Raw genomic sequence first — 19,791 nt, 5'->3', positions numbered from 1 at the left:
CATGAGCGAGCTGACGGCAGGGCTGACGACGCTCCGCGAAGAGGATATCGCCAAACATCTGGCTGTTGCCCAGGGACTGGTAACTCGAGTGATCGTTCTCGATCAGGGCGACGGCGCCTCTGGCGCCCCGATCGCCGGCACCGGGCGGCGGTTCGTCTCCACCGTTTCGACGGGCTCGGTGCGCCGCACGCGGGAGATCGAGCTTGCCAAGACCATCCAGTCGACCGGTACGGCCGATCCGCTTCTGACGCCGGCCCAGCACACCGTGCTCTATCGCGTTCGGCGCGGCGCCCAGGTGGCGCTCGCGATCGCCGATGTCTTTGCCCGGCAGAGCGAGCTTGAACCCCTGCAGGCCCGCAATATCTCGGCACCCCTGCAGGGCGAGGAAGCGGCCCGCTTCAAGGCCTTGCTTGCGTCCCAGGCCTATGCCGCGGCCTTTGCCTTTGCTGCCTACCTCAAGTCCACCGTGGCGGGAGAGGGCGAGCAGCTCGACGGTATCCGGGAGCCCGACTTCCTCTTCGATACGGCCCAGGATGCCTTGAAGAGTATGGTCGCCGGAATCGACACGGCCGTGCAGGGGGCCGGCGACGATGCGACGCTGGTCGGGCGCGTGCGCGGTCTGGCTGACCTCGCGCTTGACGGGCTTCTCTCCCGCAAGGCGCGCTTCGAACATCTGGGCGTCTTCGAAAACGCCCATATCCGCGTCGATCAGGACGATTTCACGCTCGATGGTTTCGATGGCGCGCCGGGCGCGAAGTCGAAGCCGCTCACGATGAGTTTCAAGAAACCGGAAGAGATCATCGGCAATCACATCGCCAAGTACCAGGCGCTGAAGCTCGCCAAGATGCTGATGGCCTATGATTTCGACCGGCAGATGAACCCCTTCGTCGAGCTCGGCGGCTTCCTCTTCACCTTCATCGGCGACGGTATGCCGGGCACGGGCAAGACGATCCTGATCCAGATGCTGGCAGGGCTGCTCAACGACTATTGCAAGATGGCGGGCTACGCGTTCCATTACGAGAATTTCGGCGTCGACCAGATCTCGTCCTATCAGGGCAAGTCGGGCCAGAATTGCAAGGCCTTCGTCAACAACGTGCTCAACCCGCGCGTCATCGGCTTCGGCACGATCGACGACATCGACCAGGTCACCGCCAAACGCTCCGACGACCGGGCCTCGGCCGGTCAGCACGAGGTGACAGCCGTCTTGATGGAAAGTTTCGCCGGCGCCTCGACCGTGGTTCGGGGCAATGCCACCTTCGGCATGTTCTCCAATTACCCTGAGAATGTCGACGATGCGCTGCGCCAGCGCGCCGGTGCCCGTTGGCTGGTCGATGGGCCGCAGACGCGCGAGGACTATATCGACATCTTCTCGCTGCTCGTCGGCAAGAACCATCAGATCCCGCTCGGCGAACACCAGCTGTTTGCCGGTCAGGAAATCCAGAAGGCCGTCACTCGCTCCTATGGCGAGCATGACCGGCCCAAGGAGGACGGGCTCGTGGCCGTCTGGGAACGCTTCGAGAAGAGCGAGGGCAAGATCGAGACGCTCGCCGATGTCGGCGCCTATCTGCATGCGATCAAGCTCGCCGAACCGCGCTTCACCGGCCGCGCCATCAAGAACATCACCGATGCGATCAAGATGCGGGCGATGGATGTCGAGCTGCCCGACGCCTGGTTCGAAAGCCCCGAGGCTTTCGTCCACAAGAGCTACGACGAGAAGAAGGCGATGATATCCGAGCTGCGCGGTCCGGTGACCATGGAGATGATCCTTCAGGAGATCAACCGCTACGCCGATAGCGAATTCCGCTATGCCGACAAGTCGGATGATGCGGCGGTCAGCGAGATCATTCGAAGGGAGCGGCAGCGCGAGCGCGCGATCGGGGAGATCGAGAAGATGAAGGGGGAGGGGAGATGGTAAGTGAGCGCCTCGCTTGCCCCTCATCCGCCCTTCGGGCACCTTCTCCCCGCAGGCTGGGAGAAGGCCGGGCGGTCAGCGTAGCGCTCCTCCCTCTCGCCCCTTGCGGGGAGAGGGTAGGGTGAGGGGCAATTGCAGAGCGCCGACGGATAAGGGCGAGGGCAAGGCATGCGAGGGGCGAACAAGGGGAAAACGGCGCGTGCGAGGAGCCTTCGCAAGGTCGAGAACGATGCAGAGGCCGCCTTGTGGAGCGAATCGCGGGCAAGGCGTTTGGCGGGGCACAAATTCGTCCGGCAGCTTCCGATCGGACCCTACTTCGCGGACTTTGCCTGCCGCGAGGCCCTCTTGGTCGTGGAGGTCGATGGCAGTCAGCATGCGGACAGTGAATATGATGCGAAACGGAATGTATTTATGAATGCCAATGGGTGGTCAGTCGTTAGGTTCTGGAACGCAGATGTGTTGCGAGAACGCGAAGCCGTGCTCGAAACTCTGATCGCCATCCTTGATGGTCGGATCAACGAAGCCGTTCTCAGTCGCGACCTGACCTACCTTCCGGGGGAGTGGTCGGCATGAACCGCCTCCTCCAAGCCGAGCTCATCTATGGTCGCCTCCTGCCCATCCGTGAGCCGCATCTGATTGCCCGCTACAACAAGGCGCTGGTCGCCTTCGGCCTGCCGGAAACGAAGCTTGCCGAATTTGACATCGACATCACCGGATTTTCGCCGCAGGTGGCGGAGGAACTGGGGGACCCGGATTATCTCGACCCGCTGAAGGTCAACAGGCGCTTCATCATCCTGACGCCGGAGCAGGACAGCCTGCCGGTGGTGCATACGAGCTTCTCCAACACCGCCGGCCTGATGCACGAGTTCTTCGCCGCCAATGCGCGGGCGATCCACGCGATCACGCTGAAGGACACGCTCTATGGTGAGATCGAGGATAGCGTTTCCGAGGTCAAGACGCTCGAGGATCTGCTGTCCATCAACGAGGTGAAGTTCAAGGTCTTGTCGGCCGAGGACCTGCTCGGCAAGGCAGGGCAGTTGCGCCAGCTCTGCGACGCGCTGGTGACGAGCCCGAATGCCTGGCGCGACAATGCCATGCTGGAGCAGATGGTGGCGCTTGCCAAGGAGACAGGCGACATCCGCCAGAACACCCTGGTGCCGGACAAGCTTGTCTTCCGCCATGATGCCTTCTGGGCCGATCACTTCGGCGGCGTCTTCGTCTTCGTCGACGAGAAAATCACCACCGTGATCTGCGATCCCGAGGCCCCCGGCTTCCGGCGGTCGCGGCCCTGGCAGGTCAGCTATATCTCGATCGAGGACACGGCACAGGTCGGCGATTTCCTCGCGCGCACCGGCCGGCTGGAATTGCCGCGGGCGAGCTGGGTGGAAAGCTCAGGCCTTTTCGCCCATCGGCTGGAAATGGCGCTGCTCTCGGTTGCCGCGACGCTTGATCCGGTGCCCGATCTCACCCGCATCGACGCCGTGTGGATGCAGACCTTCCTGCATCGGCACGCCAAGGCGATCAACGAGCGGGGTGTCTATCCACTGCTGCAGGAGGCGCTGCGGACGCTGTCGCGCACGGGCAATCTGCGCATGGCCGATATCGATCCGAAGCTCAGGCTCTGGTTGGTGCGCGCCGAGCCTCGCCATCCCGACCAGTGGCTGACGAACCGGCTCATTGCGCATCTGACGCCCGAGGATTTCGTTTCGCGCTTCGTCTTCGACAAGCAGGGCTTCTACCGCGCCTATGACCGCTACCCGGAAGCCTATCGTGATTATGTTGTATCCCGCCTGTCCGACACTTATCTGAAAGACAAGGCTGCCTTCCGCAAACGCCTCTACGGACTAGGAGATGACCATGCTTGACCCGATCATCGCGTTTTTCCAGCGCGTCTTTGCCGCGATCGGTCGCGGCATCGGCATGGTGGTCGCCTGGCTGCTCTGGCCGTTTCTTGCGGCTCATGGCTGGTATCGGGATCGCAGCTGGATCATCAAGGGACCGATTCTGGCCGTGCTCGTGCTGCTCGTCATCTTCTACGGCCAGTTCATCTACCGGACGCAGGTCTGGTACGGTTTCGATCCGGCATTTGCCCAGTCCTACAAGTTCCAGGAGCGCACGGTGCCGGCCGGGGCGCCGCTGCCGAACCAGGTGAATCGCTGCCAGGATTCGGCGGTCGTCATGATGTCGGCTGCACTGACCGACCAGAACGTCAATCAAAACGCCTGGATCTCCTCGACACTGCTCTACAAGCTCGGTCTGTTCGGGCTCGACTGGGACAATACACCCTTCATGGACAACAAGGCCTCGTTCCAGCGTGGGGTGAACCAGGTCGTGCGCCGCACGGCGATCCAGCTCGCGGACAATCTCGGTCGTGTGCGCGGAACGTCCGGCATCAACAATGATCTCCAGGATGCCCGCGGCAATATCCAGTTCGACGAGGGCACATGGTATTTTGGCACCGACCCCTTCGGCTTCAAAACGCCGACGCCGAGCTATTATCGTGCGGCCGTTGAAAGCTGGAACCGCTTCAACACCTCGCTCGCAAACTGCGAATCCGTGTTCGACACCCGATCGGACAATCTGTTGCAGTTGCTCGACGGCATGGCGAGCGATCTCGGTAACACCACCGACATCCTTCGCCGTCGCTCGGAAGAGTTCAATGCCGGCTGGTTCGACACGCGTGCGGATGACCGCTTCTGGTTCGCCTATGGCCAGCTTTATGCGCAGTATGCGCTGCTGCAGGCAACCCGTGCCGATTTCGGCGAGGTCATTCGCGAGCGCAACCTGACCGCCGTCTGGACCGAAATGGAGCGGCAGCTTCAGGGCGCGTTGCGCATCCAGCCGGCCATCATCTCGAACGGCAGCGAAGACGGCTGGATCATGCCGACGCATCTCGCGACCATGGGTTTCTATATCCTGCGCGTCCGATCCAACATGGTTGAAATCCGCGCGATCCTGGATCGCTAACGGTCCCGGCCGCCTCAACAGAGAAAGGCCCGGTGGCGAAACCGGGCCTTTCTTATGTCGTCATCGCCTCGTCGGCTTCAGCTGATGATCTTCATCCGAATGGCCTTGGCGACCAGCTGGGTGCGGTTGACGCAGTCGAGCTTGCGGATGGCATTCGTCATGTAAGCGTTCACGGTGTGATCGGAGAGCGAGAGGATCTGACCGATTTCCAGCGAGGTCTTGCCCTGGGCCGTCCAGCGCACGACTTCCAGTTCCCGGGCCGAAAGCACATTCGTGTTGCTGGCCGTGCGGCGCAGCCGATCGAATACGTCGAAGGCCTGGGTCGTCAGCATGGACAATTCGTTGATCTCGGACTGGGCGAGCGGGGTGCGCTTCCCATCGTAGCGCACGACATAGCGTGTGCCGTCGATCGCCGTGAGCGAAAAGAGGATACCCATCAGGAGGTCGTATTGGCGCATCAGCTCCATGAGCGCCGGCGGGCATTCGAAATCCGGCGTGCGACCGTCGGCCCCAAGCCACCAGGTCCCGTGCATGATCGTGCGGGAAATGTGCGGCACCGTCGGGCAATAGCGCAGGAAGGCTTGGCGATCGAACTCACGGCAATAGTCGGCCGGAAGCGTGGTTTCACGCACCAGCGGTCCGATGATCTTGTCCTGCGCCGTGGGAGCAACCGCGAGCGTCACGTGGTCGAGGTCGTATTCCCGGGCGGCCTGCTTCCAGCTTTCCAACAGTTCCGCACGGTTTTGGCAGCTCCCGATTTCCTCACTCAAGAGCGTCTGTCGTTGTGGCAGCATTTTTCTAGTTTCGAAAGTTGAGAACTAATTGTAAGTTTGAACAAATATATGGTTCCGGGTGAAATGCTAGGGGTTTTCGGCCCCTGGGTGCATTAATATGACTAATTTCTGACCGATGCCGTTCAAAATGGCAACTGCTGATTACCTCAAAATTCATACGGGCAGGGCGGAACCGGCCTTCACTTCCTCCATCACCGCATAGGTGTGGGTCTCGCGCACGCCCGGCAGAGGCAGGATGACCTCCGACAGAAACTGCCTGTACGCTTCCATGCCGGCCACGCGGGCCTTGACCAGATAATCGAAGCCGCCCGCCACCATATGGCATTCCATCACGTCGTCGGAGCGTTTGACGGCCGCCGCGAAGGTGTCGAAAACATCGGCCGTCGTGCGGTCCAGCTTTACCTCGATGAAAACCAACAGATTGCGGCCGAGCTTCTGCGGCGACAGGATGGCGGCATAGCCGGTAATGTAGCCCTCCCGCGTGAGGCGTCGCACGCGTTCGGCGGTGGCTGTCGGTGACAGGTTCACGCGTTCGGCAAGCTCGATGTTGGTCAGGCGGCCCTCTGCCTGCAGCGCGCGGAGGATCTTGCGGTCGAGGCGATCAAGTTCCTTGCTCATTCGCTATAAAGCTCCATTTTGGTAGAGAGTATGCCAGAAAAGTGACTGAAGAATAGTGGGAAATCCGGCAAATCCGAAGATATGTTGCCGATAACACGGAGGTGACAATGATCAAGGCATCCACGACAGATTTTCCGCGCTTCGAAGCCCCTTACGCCGGCGACGACGACCAGCTCATCCGCCATTTCGCCTCGCGCCTTTCGCTGTCGGAAAGCCAGAACGGCGCCATCGACCGGCGCGCCACGACCTATATCGAAGCGATCCGCAGCAATTCCGGTTCGGTCGGCGGCGTCGAGGACTTCTTGCGCGAATATGGTCTGTCGACCCGCGAAGGTTTGGCGCTGATGGTGCTCGCCGAAGCGCTCTTGCGCGTGCCGGATGCACTTACCCAGGACCGCCTGATCGAGGACAAGCTGAAAGAGGGCGGCTGGAGCGAACACGAGGCGCATGGCGACAGCTGGTTCGTCTCCGCCTCTGCCTGGGCGCTGGGGCTTTCCGCCCGTGTCATCCGCCCGGGCGAAACGCCTGAAGGCGTGATGCGCGGCCTCGTCAAGCGGCTGGGCCTGCCCACCGTGCGCTCGGCCACCAAACAGGCCATGCGTTTCCTCGGCCATCATTTCGTGCTCGGCGAAACGATCAAGGACGCACTGTCGCGCGCGGCCAAGAGCGAGGAGCGCGGCTATCGCCATTCCTTCGATATGCTGGGCGAGGGCGCCCGCACGGCCGAAGACGCAAAACGCTATTTCCAGTCCTACGCCATGGCGATTGAGGCAATCGGCGCGCATATGGCCAAACACGGCAAGAGCCAGCAGCTGCCGAACCGCATGGGCATTTCGGTCAAGCTCTCGGCGCTGCATCCGCGTTATCTCGCAACCCATCGTGACCGGGTGATGCGCGAACTGGTGCCTGATCTCCTGAAGCTCGCGCAGATGGCCAAGGCGCATCAGCTCAACTTCACTGTCGATGCCGAAGAGGCGGATCGTCTCGAGCTCTCGCTCGACGTGATCGCTGCTGTCTTCGCCGATCCGTCGCTGGCCGGCTGGGACGGTTTTGGTCTGGCCATCCAAGCCTATCAGAAGCGCGCGCCGCAGGTGATCGACTATATCGACAGCCTCTGCCAGCAATACGGCCGCCGGATGATGGTGCGCCTCGTCAAGGGCGCCTATTGGGATACGGAAGTGAAGCGAGCCCAGGAGCGCGGCCTTGACGATTACCCCGTTTGGACCCGCAAGCCGGCGACCGATCTGTCCTATCTGCACTGCGCGGCCAAACTAATGGAAAAGCGGGCCCGTATCTTCCCGCAATTTGCCACCCACAATGCGCTCACCGTCTCGACGATCATCGAGCTTGCCGGTGCCGATCGCTCCGGCTTCGAATTCCAGCGCCTGCATGGCATGGGCGAAGCCCTCTACGACACGCTGCTGTCGGGCAATGATCGCATCGCTTGCCGCATCTATGCGCCCGTCGGCGGCTACCGCGATTTGCTCGCCTATCTCGTTCGCCGTCTGCTCGAAAACGGCGCGAACTCCTCCTTCGTGGCTGTTGCCGGCGACAAGAATATTCCAGTCAAGGTACTGCTCGACCGTCCGACGGAGAAGCTGGGCCTCGGCAATGGCCAGAGTGCCCGCCACAGCCAGATCCCGATGCCGCTTGGCCTTTATGGCGACCGCAAAAACAGCGCTGGCTTCGAATTCGGCCATCGCGACAATCTGGAACGGCTGATAGCGCGCATATCTGTTTCTCTCTCAGAGATCGCGGCCCGTCCGCTGGTGCCGGGTGCAACCGGTGCCACGAGCGACGAGGCGGTTCTGTCGCCCGCCGATCGCAGCAAGAAGGTCGGAACCGTGCGCAACGCTACGCCCGCCGATGTCGACCGGGCCTTTGCCGCCGGCCGCAAGGGCTTTGCCCGCTGGTCGCGCCTTTCCGTTGAGGAGCGGGCTGCCACCCTCGACAAGCTCGCTGACCTTCTAGAAGCTGATCGCGACCGTCTCCTGACCCTGCTCGCGCTCGAAGCCGGCAAGACGCTGGATGACGGCGTGGCCGAAATCCGCGAGGCGGTCGATTTCTGCCGTTACTATGCCGTTCAGGCCCGCAGACAGTTCGGCGAAGCCGAGGTCATGCCCGGCCCGACCGGCGAACTGAACCGCCTGTCCTGGCGCGGCCGCGGCGTCTTCGCCTGCATCTCGCCGTGGAATTTTCCGCTGGCGATCTTCCTCGGCCAGGTGTCAGCCGCTCTCGTCGCCGGCAATGCCGTCATAGCCAAGCCTGCGCCGCAGACGCCCTTGATCGCCTATGAGGCCGTGAAACTCTTCCACAAGGCCGGCGTGCCGGAAGATGTGCTGATGCTGCTGCCGGGCGCCGGCGATGTCGGTGCGGCGATCGCCGCCCATCCGCAGCTTGCCGGCATCGCCTTCACCGGCTCGACGGCGACGGCGCAGGCGATCAACCGGACGCTGGCTGCCAAGAACGGACCGATCGTGCCGCTGATTGCCGAAACCGGCGGCATGAACGCGATGATCGTCGATGCCACCGCGCTTGCCGAACAGGTGGCCGACGATGTCGTCATGTCTGCCTTCCGCTCGGCCGGCCAGCGCTGCTCGGCGCTCAGGATCCTCTATCTGCAGGAAGACATTGCCGATGGCATGCTCGAGATGATCGAGGGTGCGGCCCGCGAACTCAATCTCGGCAATCCGCTTGATATCACCACCGATATCGGCCCCGTCATCGACGAGAAGCAGAAGGCGATGCTGGAGGGCCACGTCGCGGAGATGAAGCGTTCCCAGAAGGTGCGTTATGCCGGGAAGGTGCCGGCGACCGGCAATTTCTTTGCCCCGCATATCATCGAGTTGGATCGGCCCGAGGCGCTGACTAAGGAGATTTTTGGCCCGGTTCTGCATGTCGTGCGCTGGAAGGCCAAGGAACTCGACAAGGTGATCGGTTCGATCAACGCGACGGGGTATGGCCTCACACTCGGCATCCACAGCCGCATCGAGGCGACGATCCGCACCGTCACCGAGGCGCTCGACACGGGCAACATCTACGTCAACCGCAACATGATCGGCGCCGTCGTCGGCACCCAGCCCTTTGGCGGCTCCGGCATGTCCGGCACCGGCTTCAAGGCGGGTGGTCCCGCCTATCTCAGCCGCTTTGCCGTCGAGCAGGTGATCTCCGTCAACACGGCCGCGGCCGGCGGCAATGCGAGCCTGATTGCGATCGGGGAAGGGTAAAATACCCACCTCCCCCTTGAGGGGGGAGGTCGCCGCAAAGCGGCGGGTGGGGGTGAACCTTTACGAGTGCGAGGCTTGCGATCCGGGGCTGGCGTCCCAGCCATCACCCCATCCCGGAGCCGCGCTCCGACCCTCCCCCTCAAGGGGAGGGCGGTCCCCTCAAATCTTGTCCGCGTCTCCACCCTTCTTCTTGCCGTTCATCATCACCTCCAGATAACCGAGCATCACCGCCGAGACGACGAAGGCGAGGTGAATGAGGGTGAGCCACATCAGCTTGTCGGAGGTGTACTGGTTGGCGTTGAGGAAGACCTGCAAGAGGTGGATCGAGGAGATCGCGACGATCGAGGAGGCGACCTTGATCTTCAGACTGCCGGCATCGAGCTTGCCGAGGAAGGAGACCTGGTCATCGGCCTCATCGAAACGGCTGACGAAGTTTTCATAACCGGAGATCATCACCATAACGATCAGGCTCGCCACCAGGGCGGCGTCGATGAGACCGAGCATGGCGAGGATCATCTGGAAGTCTTCATAGACGAAAACGTTCTGGGCGACCTTGATGAACTTGTAGCCGAAGGCAACGGCGTAGACGCCGAGGGCTGCGACCAGGCCGAGATAGAAGGCGACGAGGATCCAGCGGCTCGACAGGATGATTTTCTCGATCAGCAGTTCCAGCGATTTCATCGGGGTCCCTCAAGGCTTCGACACTGGCTGGCAGATACTACGAGGGAGGCCGGCGGAACAAGGGGTGTTCCGCCGGGGGAGTCGTGGCTTGTGTGTCGACGCTGGTCATGCGCCCGCCTTGCGCGGCTTCTGTGGTTTTCCGGGCGTTGGTTTGGCCGGCGCGGCCAGTTCTTCCACCTTCAGTCTCACGCTCCCGCGGTTGTTTTCATAAAAGTGCCAGGCATCGTTGGCGAAGCAGAACAGATAGCCGCTGGCGCCCGGCGTTAAAGTGGTGCCGCTTGCGATGACAAAAGTCTCGTGTGGCAGTTCTTCGACTTGTCCATTTTTCGGCGGTTGGGGCGGCGGGGGCGGATAGTCGTTGGCCACCACGCCGATGAGGGCAAACCAGGGTGCGCCCGGCACGCGCCGTGCCAGAGGGATGCTGCGCCGCTCGTTGCCCGCGACCTTGCGGATCAGGCTCTGCAGCCCGCCGGCCAGATTGCCGAAGCCGTAGATCAGTTCGGCCGGTTGAAAACTGCCGTCTGTCGCCCCCGCTGGACTGCATTTGATGGAGGCATCCATCCACTCACCCGTGGCCGTCAGGAGATAGGACTTCCCGGCTTCCAGGAAGATTCCGGTATTGTTCCAGAGTTCCTGGGCGTAGATGTTGACCTCGGCCGGGATCTTGCGCTGGTGCCAATACTCTCCCTGGCTCAGCGACTGGGCTGCCTGCCGATTGTAGGCCGAGCCGTGGATTTCCTCCGACCTTGCCGTGTGGTTGAAATGGGGGATGCCACGCGGACGCGTCTTCATCTTTTTGAAGAAGCCCTGCACGGAGTCATGCAGCACGTCCCTCTCGTTCGGGCGGATCTGCAGGACGGAGGATTCATCGAAGTGGAGGCCTGCCTCCTGAGCCTCCTTGATCATCCAGAGCAAGGCGCCGTCCGACAGTCCGCAGCGGCCATAACCGCCGCCGACATCGGCATGCACGCCGGGGAACCAGACCTGCTTCATGTCGACCTTCGGGTTGGGCTTCCAAAGCGTCGGCACAAAGTTCTGCCGTTTTTCGTCGATCGCGACGGCATGGCGGGCGCGGCCGACGATGTCGCTGATTTCTGTGTTGTGGAAACCGTGGCGTTTGATGGAATCGAATTTGTCGAGCAGCGCGAAATCATCGGGGATCCCGAGCGACCCAACGGTGTCCCATACCCCAATGAAGTGTATCGGCGTCTTTAATGCCGGCAGTTCCCCTTCCTTGGTGTGGTGAAACGGGAGGTCGGCACTGGCCGCAAGGGTGCTGGCCTTCTCCTTGCGGTATTCCTCGTAGATCCGATCAACCGCATCCCAGGCCTGCTTGGGGTTGTTGGTCCAAGGCAGATCCGCAAGCCCACAACGAGAGATCATGCCACCCAGGCTGCGCACGGTATAGGCGCCTCGGCTGAAGCCGATGAGGAAGACCTTGTCCCCGGGGTTGTAGGTCGCGGCCAGCCAGCGATAAGCGCTCTTGATGTTCTTGCCCAGGCCAGTCCCCGTTCCGCCTTCGAACATGCGTTTGACGGTGGGGCCCTCGGTGCCCACGCCCTGATGATAGTAGCGCTCCTGCTTCTCATCGTTTGCGAGGACTCGTGAGACGCAGTTGTAGAATTTGAAGACATTGGTCGGCGCCGGGACGCCGTTTTCAATCATGTCCGGCGTATTCCAGGTGCCATCGGCGCAGATGACGAGATTCATTCTCAGGCCCCCTTGTCGTCTGTCAAAGCCTGATCATCGCATGTCACGCTGCGGTTGCAACCTTTTCGTGTTTTGTTCTAAAGTACACCAATCTGTGTGACGACACGCCCCTTGCCAAGCGGTGCGAGTGGGAGGATCTTCCTTTTCAACATCAGGGCAGGGGGCAGCATGACCGTACCATCGGATATCGATATCGCACGTGCCGCGTCCAAGCGCCCCATTCAGGAGATCGGCTGCAAGCTCGGCATTCCCTCGGAAAGCCTGATCCCTTACGGCCATGACAAGGCGAAGATCTCGGCCTCGTTTATCAAGGGGCTCGCAGACCGGCCGGATGGCAAGCTGATCCTGGTGACCGCGATCAATCCGACCCCGGCGGGCGAGGGCAAGACGACGACCACCGTCGGGCTCGGCGATGGATTGAACCGGATCGGGAAGAAAGCTGTCATCTGCATTCGCGAACCCTCGCTCGGCCCCTGTTTCGGGGTCAAGGGCGGGGCGGCCGGCGGCGGTTATGCGCAGGTCGTGCCGATGGAGGACATCAACCTCCATTTCACCGGCGATTTCCACGCGATCACCTCGGCCCATAACCTGCTCTCGGCGCTGATCGACAATCACATCTACTGGGGCAACGAACTCGGGATCGACACGCGCCGGATTACCTGGCGGCGGGTGATGGACATGAACGACCGGGCGCTGCGCCAGATCGTGACATCGCTCGGTGGCGCCTCGAATGGTTTCCCGCGCGAGGCGGGCTTCGACATCACCGTCGCCTCGGAGGTCATGGCAATCCTCTGCCTCGCGACCGATCTCGAAGACCTGGAACGCCGGCTCGGCGCCATCATCATCGGCTACCGGCGCGACAAGAGCCCGGTTTTCGCCCGCGATCTGAAGGCCGACGGCGCCATGGCCGTTTTGCTCAAGGAAGCACTGCAGCCGAACCTCGTGCAGACGCTCGAAAACAATCCGGCGCTGGTGCATGGCGGTCCCTTCGCCAACATCGCCCATGGCTGCAATTCGGTGGTGGCGACGAAGACGGCGCTGAAGCTCGGCGATTACGTGGTGACCGAAGCCGGCTTCGGCGCCGATCTCGGCGCGGAAAAGTTCTTCGACATCAAATGCCGCAAGGCGGGGCTCACCCCAGCGGCCGTCGTCATCGTGGCCACGGTCCGGGCGCTCAAGATGAATGGCGGCGTGGCCAAGGACGATCTCTCCCGCGAGGATGTTGCCGCCGTCGAGCGCGGCGCGGTCAATCTCGCCCGGCATCTGGAAAACCTCGCCAAGTTCGGCGTGCCGGCGGTCGTCGCGATCAACCATTTCACCACCGACACCGAAGCGGAAATCGCCGCCGTCAAAGCGGTGGCGAGGGGGCTCGGGGCCGAGGCCGTGCTTTGCCGTCACTGGGCAGAGGGTTCGGCGGGGATCACCGAGCTTGCAGGGGCCGTCGTCAAAATGGCGGACACTCCCTCAAAGTTCCGGCCGCTCTATCCCGATACGCTGCCGCTGTTCTCGAAGATCGAGCGGATTGCCACCGAAATCTACCGGGCCGGTGAGGTGACGGCGGACAAGGCGGTACGCGACCAGCTCGGCGAGTGGGAGCGCCAGGGCTACGGTCATCTGCCGGTCTGTATGGCCAAGACGCAGTATTCGTTCTCGACCGATCCGACGCTGCGCGGTGCGCCCGAAGGCCATACGGTGCATGTGCGCGAGGTGCGGCTTTCCGCCGGCGCCGGCTTTGTCGTCGCCATCACCGGCGAAATCATGACGATGCCGGGGCTGCCACGTGTGCCTTCGTCGGAAAAGATCCGGCTGAACGGTGACGGCGCCATCGAGGGGTTGTTCTAGCGGCAGCCCTCTCTGTCGACCCCACTCCAAAACCCATCGGGACTTTGTGGTATTTCAGCCACGGTGACGGCGATCACAATTCATGATTAAAAGAATCATGTTTTATATGTTGACTCAGATAATCATGTTTTATACGGCGTGATTAAGGCGAAGGTTTTCTGCCGCGCCCCGGATTTGACGCAAACACATTCGGCCAGCCTGCTCCCCTTTGGGGCGCGGGATCGCTCCCCTCTGGCCATCGAAAGGACATTCGCATGGGTTCCCGGTCCGCCAGACCCCTCCTGCTCGCCTGCACCGCCCTCGTCGCCGTTTCGGCCATCCTTCCCGCACACGCCCAGGACGCCACAACCACGACCCCGGCCGCCAATGGCGACGAGACACAGTTGCAGACAATCGTCGTCAAGGGCAAACGCGTGCCGGCGGGGTCGGTGGCGGATACGCCCTTGGCGACGCAGACCACGGCTGAGCAGTTGCGCCAGAAGGAAGTGAGCGATGTCGGCGATATCGGATCGTCGGTTGATCCCGCAGTCGAATTCGTTCGAACTCGCCCCGGCGCTTCCGGTGGCCTTTTCATCCGGGGTCTCGGTGGAGCTAGAATCGCGACGCTCATCGACGGTATTCCAGTCCCGTTCCTTGAGAATGCAGCAAGATCGAGCGCGCAATCTCCTACCACGACGACGGGCGACAGCACCGACAGCTTTGACTTTTCCTCTCTTTCTACAATGGACATCCTTAAGGGGGCCGATTCCAGCAGACTGGGATCAGGAGGCCTCGGTGGTGGGCTCAGCCTTCGCACGCTGGAACCGGAAGACCTAATTGCGGAAGGGCGTGACTGGGGTGGCCTTGCCAAGACTACCTACGACAGCAGCGATCGAAGCATTGGCGGTTCCTTCGCTGTTGCAAAGAAGATCGAAAACACATCCGTGCTCTTCCAGGGCGCCTACAAGAAGGGACATGAGGTCGACAACCAGGGTGTCGTCGATTCGACCGGCTTGACCAGAACCGAACCCAATCCTTCAGATTATAAGCAGCACAATCTGCTGCTTAAAGCGCGACAGGATCTTGAAGGTGGTCATCGTATCGGCATCACCGCCGAACGTTTTCGGCGCGACGTTGATACCGAACTGAAGACGATCCAGGGAACGGGTTCGGGTTCTATTGGCGTCTATCAGCCTGACTATGTCGGCGAGGAAGAGACTGCTCGCGATCGTCTCTCTGTCGAATACACATATGAAGCGCCGGAGGCTGGTGGATGGATCGATACGGCTTCGTTGATCGCTTACTGGCAGAGGGTCGAGAAGGCCGCGGGTTCTGCCGGAACACGCCTCCGGACGTCGGGACCTCAAACCGGGACCTCCTACCTCTATGTGCGCGACAACTCGCTTGAAGAGAGTTCCTATGGTCTGACCGGCGATGCCGTTTCTCACTTCGACATGGCGGGCTCCGGCCATGAGCTACGCTTTGGCGGTAATGTGGCATTGTTTGGTGCGGAGAGCTTCCTCAGTGCTGTGCCAACTACCACGGCCTCTCAGGCCGATATGCCGGACGTTGACGGCGTTCGTCTCGGCCTCTTCATCGAAGACAAGATCGTCATCAATGAAGGGCCGCTTTCTATAACGCCGGGCATCCGCTTCGATCTCTATGACTACAACACCAAATTGACCGACGCGTTCTCGAACAATACCGGTTATCCGACGTTCGGCCTGCCGGATGATAGCAACGGCAATGCTTTCTCACCGAAGCTTTTGGCTGAATACCAGTTGAACGAGCAGCTCACTCTGTTTGCACAATGGTCCATGGCGTATCGCGCGCCGACAATCAGTGAATTGTACATCAACTTCACAAATGGATCGCAGTACACGGTGATCGGCAACCCGGATCTGGAAGCAGAAACGGCGAACGGCTTCGAGGCTGGAGCCGCGTACAGTGGCGCCGGATTTGATGCTAAGGTGACCGCATTCCACAATAAATACAAGAACTTCATCGAAGTCTACAATCCGAACATCCTTGGTCCGTTTGACCAGTCTTGGCGTAATGTGGGCAACGTTGATATCAGCGGTGTGGAACTGAGTGCACGCAAAGATCTCGCGAATGGATTTTCAGTCTACGGCTCGCTTGCGTATGCGTATGGCAAGAACAAGGATACGGACGAATTCGTCCGAACGGTTTCCCCGTTCCGGGGCATCGCAGGCGTAGCTTACGCTACCGACACTTGGGGTGCTGATTTCAGCAGCGTTTTTTCCGCTGGGGTCAGAGACGATGCAGATGCTGACACGTTCGATGCCCCCGGCTTCGGCACCTTCAACCTGACAGGTTGGTGGGAGCCGGAACAGTTTAAGGGCATGCGGGTTCAGGCAGGCGTCTACAATCTGTTCGACAAGAAATACTGGAATGGCACGGCAGTTCGCGATGTCGATCCAGCTGGATCTTCCTACCAGCCGGTCGACTACTATTCCGAACCCGGCAGAACTTTCAAAGTCTCGCTGACCCAGAAGTTCTGACGCCCCACACCCTTCCACCGCCTGCGGCGGCGTCCCATCCGGGGCGCCGCCGTTTTGCATTTACCGGCAATACCGAAACCCGCTTTTCCGCGTAATCACATCGAGATGCATGTGATCCTGATGTGTCGCATCGCTGCCCGGCGAGAGCACGGTGGTGAAGTAGAGGCAGGCGATGGCGTTGATGGCGCGCTGGAAGGCGGCCTGCGGGGAGCCGTCGTCCTGCTTGGCGATCATCACCGGTTCCTCCGCATCCCCGAAACGAAAGCCCGCGATATCGATTGCGTTGCCATGGGCATGTTCGGAAATCTTGCCGTTTTCGGCGCTGTTGCGGTTGCGGCAGATGTAGCCGGATGCCTGGCGGATGGCGGTGAGCTTCGGCTTGTCGGGGAAGGCGGCGTCTGCTGCCGGTTTCAGCATGTCGCGGCTCATGCGGGCAAGCTGCAGCGCGGTTTCACAGCGGATGGTTGCCGCAGGCTCCAGCGCAACATCCGGCAAGACCCTGCTGACGGTGATCGGCGCGGCAATGCCGCAACCGGTCTCGTCATCGATCGCGGATTCTTGGTCGAAGGCGGCGCCGATCGCCTTCAGGTCGGAAAGGCAAGCCGCCAGCGCTTTCGGGTCCTCCGGCTGCGGCGGCGGGTCGGAGGGCGGTTGATTGTCTGCCGCGTCCTTCGCGGGATTATCGGCCTTCGGGCTCCCGGGCGCCTTCGAGCCGTCCTGATCGCCGGCGGGTTCGTCGCGTTTGGATGGGCCATCCTCCTCCGGCGCCTCCTCCGGCGCCTCCTCGGGCTTTGGCTCCTCCTGATCGGGTTTCGCCTCGTCTTCCGTTGGCGGCGCCGGCTTTTGCTGCGGGGTCGGGACAGCCTGCGGCTTTTCGGCTTGGTCCTCCGCCTGGCTTTCGATCACGGGGGGCGCGCTCTCCGGCCGCTGGTCGGGCAGGGGGCCGCGGGTGGGCAGCTGCAGGCCGGTCAGGGTCGGCCAGGCCAGCAGGAGGAGGGCCGTGACCTTCGATATCGTCTTCGTCATCTCGTCTTCCTGTTCCCCAGTCCCCGGGTCGAAAAGGCGCGAGCCGCCGAAAAGTTCACCATTCCAGCATGGCAAAACGCCCTTGCTAAGGCGCGGGCCTCACGCTATGCATTTCGCCATGAAGATCGTTTCGAAGAACATTGCTTGGTGGTGGGCACGCTGACGCGGCCTTGACCAGTCATGTCTTCAGACGATTGACCCCAAAGCCGCCCGGAAACACTCCTGAGGCGGCTTTTTCGTATTCAAGGCCTGCAGGAGACGGGCCCTGAAGAGTGGAGAAGGACAGATATGTCGACGATTTTGCAGGAAGACGGCTCGGAAGCCTATCAGACGCGCGGCGGTGTGACCGTCACGCGCAAGCGCCGGCCGACGCCTTATGGCGATGCCATCTCCACCTATGTCGACAAGCTCGACGAGCGCCGCGGAGCCGTTTTCTCGTCCAACTATGAATATCCGGGCCGTTATACCCGCTGGGATACGGCCATCGTCGATCCGCCACTCGGCATCTCCTCCTTCGGCCGCAAGGTCTGGATCGAGGCCTATAACGGCCGCGGCGAAGCGCTGCTGTCGATGATCGCGAACAAGCTTGCGACCGTCGAGGATCTGGCGCTCGGCGCCGGCACGGCCACCCGGCTCGATCTCGACGTCAAGCCGCCGTCGCGCGTCTTCACCGAGGAAGAACGCTCCAAGATGCCGACGGTGTTCACCGTGCTGCGCGCCGTCACCGAGCTCTTCTACTCCGAGGAAGACAGCGCCATCGGCCTCTTCGGCGCCTTCGGCTATGATCTTGCCTTCCAGTTCGACGCGATCGATCTGAAGCTTGTCCGTCCCGACGACCAGCGCGACATGGTCCTCTTCCTGCCGGACGAGATCCTCGTCGTCGACCACTATTCTGCCAAGGCCTGGATCGATCGCTACGACTTCACCAAGGGTGACCTCACCACGATCGGCCAGGCGGAAGAGATTGCGCCCGAACCCTTCCAGCATACGGACACCATCCCGCCGCGCGGCGATCATCGTCCGGGCGAATATGCCGAACTCGTCACCAAGGCGAAGGAGAGCTTCCGCAAGGGTGATCTCTTCGAGGTCGTGCCGGGGCAGAAGTTCATGGAACGCTGCGATAGCAAGCCGTCGCAGATCTCCAAGCGGCTGAAGGAAATCAATCCCTCGCCCTATTCCTTCTTCATCAATCTCGGAAACCAGGAATATCTCGTCGGCGCCTCGCCGGAAATGTTCGTGCGGGTCAACGGCCGCCGTATCGAGACCTGCCCGATCTCGGGCACCATTCGCCGCGGTGCCGATCCGATCGAGGATTCGGCGCAGATCCTGAAGCTGCTCAATTCCAAGAAGGACGAGAGCGAGCTCACCATGTGCTCGGACGTCGACCGCAACGACAAGTCCCGCGTCTGCGAGCCGGGCTCGGTCAAGGTCATCGGCCGCCGCCAGATCGAGATGTATTCGCGCCTCATCCACACGGTGGATCATATCGAAGGCCGTCTGCGCGACGGCATGGACGCCTTCGACGGCTTCCTCAGCCACGCCTGGGCGGTTACCGTGACAGGCGCACCGAAACTCTGGGCCATGCGTTTCATCGAGAAGCACGAGAAAAGCCCGCGCGCCTGGTATGGCGGGGCCATCGGCATGGTCGGCTTCAATGGCGACATGAACACCGGTCTGACGCTGCGCACCGTGCGCATCAAGGACGGCATAGCCGAAGTGCGCGCCGGCGCGACGCTCTTGAACGACAGCGACCCGCAGGAAGAAGAAGCCGAAACCGAACTGAAGGCCTCCGCCATGATTGCAGCGATCCGTGACGCCAAGAGTGGCAATGATGCCTCCTCCAAACGCGGCGTGGCCCGGGTGGGCGAGGGGGTCAACATCCTGCTCGTCGACCATGAGGACAGTTTCGTCCACACGCTCGCCAATTACTTCCGCCAGACGGGCGCCACCGTGAACACGGTGCGCACGCCGGTGCCGGAAGAGATTTTTGACAGCCTCAATCCGGATCTCGTGGTGCTCTCGCCGGGCCCCGGTTCGCCCACCGATTTCGACTGCAAGGCAACGATCAAGAAGGCGCGCGCCCGCGAACTGCCGATCTTCGGCGTTTGCCTCGGCCTGCAGGCGCTGGCCGAAGCCTATGGCGGGGAACTGCGCCAGCTCGCCGTTCCCATGCATGGCAAGCCGTCGCGCATCCGCGTGCTCGAACCGGGCCTCGTCTTCTCCGGGCTCGGCAAGGAAGTGACCGTCGGTCGCTACCACTCGATCTTTGCCGATCCCTCGTCGCTGCCGCGCGAATTCATGATCACGGCCGAAAGCGAAGACGGCACGATCATGGGCATCGAACACGCCAAGGAACCGGTCGCCGCCGTCCAGTTCCACCCGGAATCGATCATGACACTCGGCGGCGACGCCGGCATGCGGATGATCGAGAATGTCGTGGCGCATCTGGCGAAGCGCGCGAAGGTGAAGGCGGCGTGAGGAAATGGATTGGGGCGCTTCGGCGCCCCGTGGCG

13 protein-coding genes are annotated in these 19,791 nt (G+C 61.7%); 8 read left to right on the top strand and 5 right to left on the bottom strand.

What is annotated here, in order from left to right; genetic code table 11:
* Window position 1: 1 nt before the first annotated feature.
* The 4 genes from ACT53S_RS10200 (at window position 2) to ACT53S_RS10185 (ending at window position 4,879) form a co-directional block, all read left to right on the top strand.
* Window positions 2-1,915, top strand: a complete 1,914-nt coding sequence (locus tag ACT53S_RS10200) for an AAA family ATPase (protein ID WP_476066891.1) — start codon at window positions 2-4, stop codon at window positions 1,913-1,915.
* Window positions 1,916-2,080: 165 nt separating this feature from the next.
* Window positions 2,081-2,485, top strand: coding sequence for an endonuclease domain-containing protein (locus tag ACT53S_RS10195; RefSeq protein WP_476066890.1), 405 nt, complete (start codon window positions 2,081-2,083; stop codon window positions 2,483-2,485).
* Window positions 2,482-3,777: a DUF6638 family protein gene (locus ACT53S_RS10190; RefSeq protein ID WP_476066889.1), complete on the top strand. Its 1,296-nt coding sequence runs from the start codon at window positions 2,482-2,484 to the stop codon at window positions 3,775-3,777. The genes ACT53S_RS10195 and ACT53S_RS10190 overlap by 4 nt, the downstream gene beginning before the upstream one ends.
* Window positions 3,770-4,879, top strand: coding sequence for a DUF2333 family protein (locus ACT53S_RS10185; protein WP_476066888.1), 1,110 nt, complete (start codon window positions 3,770-3,772; stop codon window positions 4,877-4,879). Before ACT53S_RS10190 ends, ACT53S_RS10185 begins: the two co-directional genes overlap by 8 nt.
* Before the next feature lie 77 nt (window positions 4,880-4,956).
* Here the strand turns inward: ACT53S_RS10185 and ACT53S_RS10180 are convergent, their stop codons facing one another.
* Window positions 4,957-5,673, bottom strand: a complete 717-nt coding sequence (locus ACT53S_RS10180; RefSeq protein WP_476066887.1) for a helix-turn-helix transcriptional regulator — start codon at window positions 5,671-5,673, stop codon at window positions 4,957-4,959.
* A gap of 153 nt (window positions 5,674-5,826) precedes the next feature.
* Complete coding sequence (locus ACT53S_RS10175) at window positions 5,827-6,291, bottom strand: Lrp/AsnC ligand binding domain-containing protein (protein ID WP_113375272.1); 465 nt, start codon at window positions 6,289-6,291, stop codon at window positions 5,827-5,829.
* Window positions 6,292-6,398: 107 nt separating this feature from the next.
* Between ACT53S_RS10175 and putA the strand changes: the two genes are divergently transcribed.
* Window positions 6,399-9,518: a bifunctional proline dehydrogenase/L-glutamate gamma-semialdehyde dehydrogenase PutA gene (gene putA, locus ACT53S_RS10170; protein WP_476066886.1), complete on the top strand. Its 3,120-nt coding sequence runs from the start codon at window positions 6,399-6,401 to the stop codon at window positions 9,516-9,518.
* A 159-nt stretch (window positions 9,519-9,677) separates the two neighbouring features.
* Here the strand turns inward: putA and ACT53S_RS10165 are convergent, their stop codons facing one another.
* Both ACT53S_RS10165 and ACT53S_RS10160 read right to left on the bottom strand, forming a co-directional pair.
* Entirely contained in the window at window positions 9,678-10,199 is a 522-nt protein-coding gene (locus tag ACT53S_RS10165; RefSeq protein WP_113375274.1) for a TIGR00645 family protein, read from the bottom strand.
* Window positions 10,200-10,304: 105 nt separating this feature from the next.
* Window positions 10,305-11,909, bottom strand: coding sequence for a DUF2235 domain-containing protein (locus ACT53S_RS10160; RefSeq protein ID WP_476066885.1), 1,605 nt, complete (start codon window positions 11,907-11,909; stop codon window positions 10,305-10,307).
* 168 nt (window positions 11,910-12,077) lie between these two features.
* Here ACT53S_RS10160 and ACT53S_RS10155 point away from each other — a divergent pair, with 168 nt between their 5' ends.
* Both ACT53S_RS10155 and ACT53S_RS10150 read left to right on the top strand, forming a co-directional pair.
* Window positions 12,078-13,751 (top strand): formate--tetrahydrofolate ligase, encoded by a 1,674-nt coding sequence (locus ACT53S_RS10155; protein WP_142067820.1) that lies wholly within the window; start codon window positions 12,078-12,080, stop codon window positions 13,749-13,751.
* 254 nt (window positions 13,752-14,005) lie between these two features.
* Window positions 14,006-16,252 (top strand): TonB-dependent hemoglobin/transferrin/lactoferrin family receptor, encoded by a 2,247-nt coding sequence (locus tag ACT53S_RS10150; RefSeq protein WP_476066884.1) that lies wholly within the window; start codon window positions 14,006-14,008, stop codon window positions 16,250-16,252.
* A 60-nt stretch (window positions 16,253-16,312) separates the two neighbouring features.
* On the opposite strand, the gene ACT53S_RS10145 is transcribed toward ACT53S_RS10150, so the two are convergent.
* Complete coding sequence (locus ACT53S_RS10145) at window positions 16,313-17,278, bottom strand: extensin-like domain-containing protein (protein ID WP_476066883.1); 966 nt, start codon at window positions 17,276-17,278, stop codon at window positions 16,313-16,315.
* 288 nt (window positions 17,279-17,566) lie between these two features.
* Here ACT53S_RS10145 and ACT53S_RS10140 point away from each other — a divergent pair, with 288 nt between their 5' ends.
* The gene (locus ACT53S_RS10140) at window positions 17,567-19,756 is read left to right on the top strand and encodes an anthranilate synthase (protein ID WP_476066882.1); all 2,190 of its coding nucleotides are present in this window, start codon (window positions 17,567-17,569) and stop codon (window positions 19,754-19,756) included.
* Window positions 19,757-19,791: the final 35 nt, after the last annotated feature.

The sequence above is a fragment of the Allorhizobium sp. DMC15 genome (assembly GCF_056314065.1).
Note: the sequence above shows the minus strand (reverse complement) of the source record. Positions and strands in the feature narration are given on the sequence as shown.